This window comes from Flavobacterium sp. (assembly GCF_023151265.1).
Classification (GTDB): Bacteria; Bacteroidota; Bacteroidia; order Flavobacteriales; family Flavobacteriaceae; genus Flavobacterium.
Window position 1 is genome coordinate 21,086 of record NZ_JAKLJH010000024.1, and the last position, 3,946, is coordinate 25,031.

Annotated in this window: 4 protein-coding genes; all 4 read left to right on the forward strand. The window is 33.8% G+C overall.

Going from position 1 to position 3,946, the window contains the following annotated elements:
* Window positions 1-921: gliding motility-associated C-terminal domain-containing protein (locus L6Q46_RS03715; protein WP_291283178.1), on the forward strand; the 921-nt coding region annotated here is incomplete at its 5' end.
* Window positions 922-931: 10 nt separating this feature from the next.
* Window positions 932-1,612 (forward strand): aquaporin Z, encoded by a 681-nt coding sequence (aqpZ, locus tag L6Q46_RS03720; RefSeq protein WP_291283179.1) that lies wholly within the window; start codon window positions 932-934, stop codon window positions 1,610-1,612.
* 9 nt (window positions 1,613-1,621) lie between these two features.
* Window positions 1,622-2,557, forward strand: a complete 936-nt coding sequence (locus tag L6Q46_RS03725) for a type IX secretion system membrane protein PorP/SprF (protein WP_291283181.1) — start codon at window positions 1,622-1,624, stop codon at window positions 2,555-2,557.
* Between the two features lie 10 nt (window positions 2,558-2,567).
* Window positions 2,568-3,946 (forward strand): flagellar motor protein MotB (locus L6Q46_RS03730; RefSeq protein WP_291283180.1); only part of this gene is annotated, 1,379 nt, incomplete at its 3' end.

The window sequence follows — 3,946 nt, forward strand, 5'->3', positions numbered from 1 at the left end:
TTCAATGAAACATCAACAGAAGTTGCGGGAGCTTGTGCAAACTATACCATCACGAGAACTTGGACTGCAACAGACCTTTGTGGTAATGACATTGTTCATACACAAACGATAACGGTTCAAGATACAACTGATCCTACTTTTGTAGAATCGTTACCTGCTGATTTAGTATTAGAATGTACTGATGTAGTTCCAACTGCACCTGTATTGACTGCTATTGACAACTGTAGTACAGCAACCGTAATTTACAACGAACAGAGAATTAATGGAAGTTGTGCATCGAACTATCAATTAATCAGAACTTGGACTGCAACAGATGCTTGTGGAAATGAAACCTCTCATATCCAAATCATCGACGTTCAAGATACAACGCCGCCAGTATTTACAGGTGAGTTACCAGTAGACGGATTTGCAGATTGTGATAACATTCCAGTAGCTCCAACAATGACTGCTACAGATAATTGTGGAAATGTAACTGTTACATTAGATGAACAAAGAATTGATGGAGATTGTTCAAGTAGATATGAGTTAATTAGAACTTGGACGGCAACGGATGATTGTGGTAATTCATCTACTTATACTCAAACAATAACATTAGCTTGTCATATTAAAATATGGAATGCTGTATCACCAGATGGAGATACCAAAAATGATATTTTCTACTTAGAAGGTATTGAATGTTATCCAAACAACAATGTTGAAATCTTCAACCGTTGGGGAGTAAAAGTCTATGAAACGTCTAATTACGACAACATAAATAATGTTTTCAAAGGGTATTCTGATGGAAGAAGTACGATTTCTAGAAATGAAAAATTACCAACTGGAACTTACTTCTACATCATAAAATACGAATACAGCTATGATGGAGTAAACGGAAAACAAATGATTAATAAAGCAGGACATTTATATATCCAAAATAATTAAAAGATACTTTATGAAAAAATATATAGTTGAGTTAATAGGTACTTTTTGGTTAGTATTTTGTGGATGTGGTAGCGCTCTTTTTGCTGCCACGTTCCCAGACTACGGAATTGGTTTTGTAGGTGTTTCATTAGCATTCGGACTTTCTTTGTTAACTATGATTTATACCATAGGTACAATTTCAGGCTGTCATTTAAACCCTGCGGTTTCATTTGCGATGGTAAGTGCTAATAGAATGTCTTTAAATGAAGCTTTTAAATATTCCTTCTTTCAAGTGTTAGGTGCAATTTTAGCCGCTTCTGTATTGTATGTCATTCAATCTGGAAGTGTTCATGCTGAAATTGCAGGATTTGCCTCTAATGGATATGGAGAAAATTCACCTATGGAATACGATTTACTTTCGTGTTTTTTAACTGAATTTGTCCTTACTTTTTTCTTTCTACTTATTATTTTAAGTATTACAAGTAGTAATGCTTATCATAAGTTCTCTGGAATAGTGATAGGATTTTCGTTAACATTAATTCACTTAGTAAGTATACCTATTACAAACGCCTCTGTAAACCCAGCAAGAAGTTTAAGTCAAGCTTTATTTGCTCATGTAAGTTGGCCCTCAGAACAACTATGGTTATTTTGGGTAGCTCCCATTTTAGGCGGAGTATTAGCAGGTTTTACTTACAAAAGATTTTTACAATAAGAAATACTAATTATCATGAAAATTTCAATTAAAAATATAATCATCTGCTCTGCCTTGCTTTTCTTGTGCAATCAAAAAACCAGTGCTCAGCAAGATTCACAATACACCAATTATATGTATAATACTATTAATGTGAATCCAGCTTATGCCGGTAGTCGTGGTGTCATGAGTATTTTTGGCTTACATAGAACCCAATGGGTAGGATTAGATGGAGCTCCAGTAACCAATACCCTTTCGGTGAACACACCAATTAATAATTCTAATTTAGGATTGGGAGTTTCTTTTGTAAATGATCGCATTGGTCCATCTGACGAAAATGCTATTTCAGTAGATGTGTCCTACTCTATACCAACTTCTGAGACTTATAAATTATCGTTTGGAATAAAAGGAACAGCTAATTTATTAAATGTAGATTACACCAAATTAGATCGATATGATTTAACTGATCCTCAATTTCAAAATAACATTGACAATCGTTTTTCACCAAATATTGGAGCCGGTATTTACTTCCATTCAGATAAATTATACGCCGGATTATCGGTTCCAAACTTCTTAGAAACAGATCATTTCGATGATAATGTTTCTGCTACAGCAAAAGAAAGAATGCATTACTATTTAATTGGAGGATACGTTTTTGATTTATCTCCCACAATTAAATTCAAACCAGCCTTTTTGTCTAAAATGGTATCAGGCTCACCTTTACAATTAGATGTAACTGCAAATTTTATGTTTAATGAAAAATTTGTTTTAGGTGCGGCTTGGCGTTGGGATGCTGCATTAAGTGGATTAGTTGGTTTTCAAGTTTCAGAAGGTTGGTTCATAGGGTATGGTTATGATGCCGAAACCACTAAACTTGCTAACTACAACTCGGGTTCACATGAAATATTCTTGCGCTACGAGTTCAAAGGAAAATCAGAAAAAGTTGTTTCACCAAGATTCTTCTAAAAAACAAAATATGAAAACAAAAGCAATAGTTATAGTAGCATTGTTACTAAAGAGTTTTTTAGTAGATGCACAAGAAGTTAAAATTAAAAGAGCAGACAAAGAGTTTGAAAAATTCGCTTACGTTGATGCAGTCAAAACCTATGAAAAAGTTGCCGAAAAAGGATATAAATCGGTTGAATTATTTCAAAAACTAGGCAATTCCTATTACTTTCAGGGTAAATTAGAAGATGCTAACAAATGGTACACGGAGCTTTTTGCTATGAATCAACCTGTGGATACCGAATACTATTTTCGATATGCACAAACCTTAAAAGCGGTTGGCGATTACAAAAAAGCAGACCAAATGATGGCTCAATTTAATGCTAAAAACGGTACCGATTTAAGAGGAAAATTGGCCAAATCACAAAGCGATTATTTAGCTGAAATAAAGAAAAACTCAGGTAGATACAAATTAGAAAATGCAGGAATCAATTCGCAATTTTCAGATTATGGAACTGCTTTTTATAAAGAAGAAATTGTTTTTACTTCTGCTAAAGACACAGGTGGAATTGTAAATAAAAAACACAATTGGACCAATCAATCATTTACTAATTTATACAGCGCTTCTAAATCGGAAGAAAATAATTTAGGAACTCCTGAAAAATTTTCTAAAAGTGTAGCTTCAAAATATCATGAATCTACTCCGGCTTTTACAAAAGATGGTAATACGATGTATTTTACTCGTAACAATTATCTTAATGGAAAAAAAGGAAGAGATAGCGAGCGTACCATTCTTTTAAAAATTTACAGAGCTAAAAAAGAAGGTGATAAATGGACAAACATTGAAGAACTTCCTTTTAATAATGATAATTACAGCGTGGCACATCCAGCTTTAAGTGCTGACGAAAAAACGTTGTACTTTGCCTCTAATATGCCAGGAACACTTGGCGCTTCGGATATTTTTAAAGTAAATATTAATGCTGATGGGAGTTTTGGAACACCCGAGAATTTAGGAAACAAAATCAATACAGAAGCTAGAGAAACATTCCCTTTTATCTCAAAGGATAACGAATTATATTTTGCTTCAGACGGACATCCAGGACTAGGTGGATTAGATGTTTTTGTAACCGAATTGAAAGAAGATGGAACTGTTGGAAGCATCAAAAACGTGGGAGAACCCGTAAACAGTTCAATGGATGATTTTGCTCTTATTATTGACACCCAATCTAAAAGAGGATTTGTATCCTCAAACAGAAAAGAAGACAATTTAGGCTATGATGATATTTATAAATTTTTAGAAACGGCTTCAATTCCAAAAGATTGTGAACAGCTTTTAAAAGGAATCGTAGTAGATTTTGATTCACAAAAACCTATTGCATCAGCTAACGTAACTTTATTTGACAATAGCGG

Bases quoted from the DNA above. Each gene is read 5' to 3' on its own strand.
- aqpZ (WP_291283179.1), top strand. From the start codon at position 932: ATGAAAAAATATATAGTTGAGTTAATAGGTACTTTTTGGTTAGTATTT.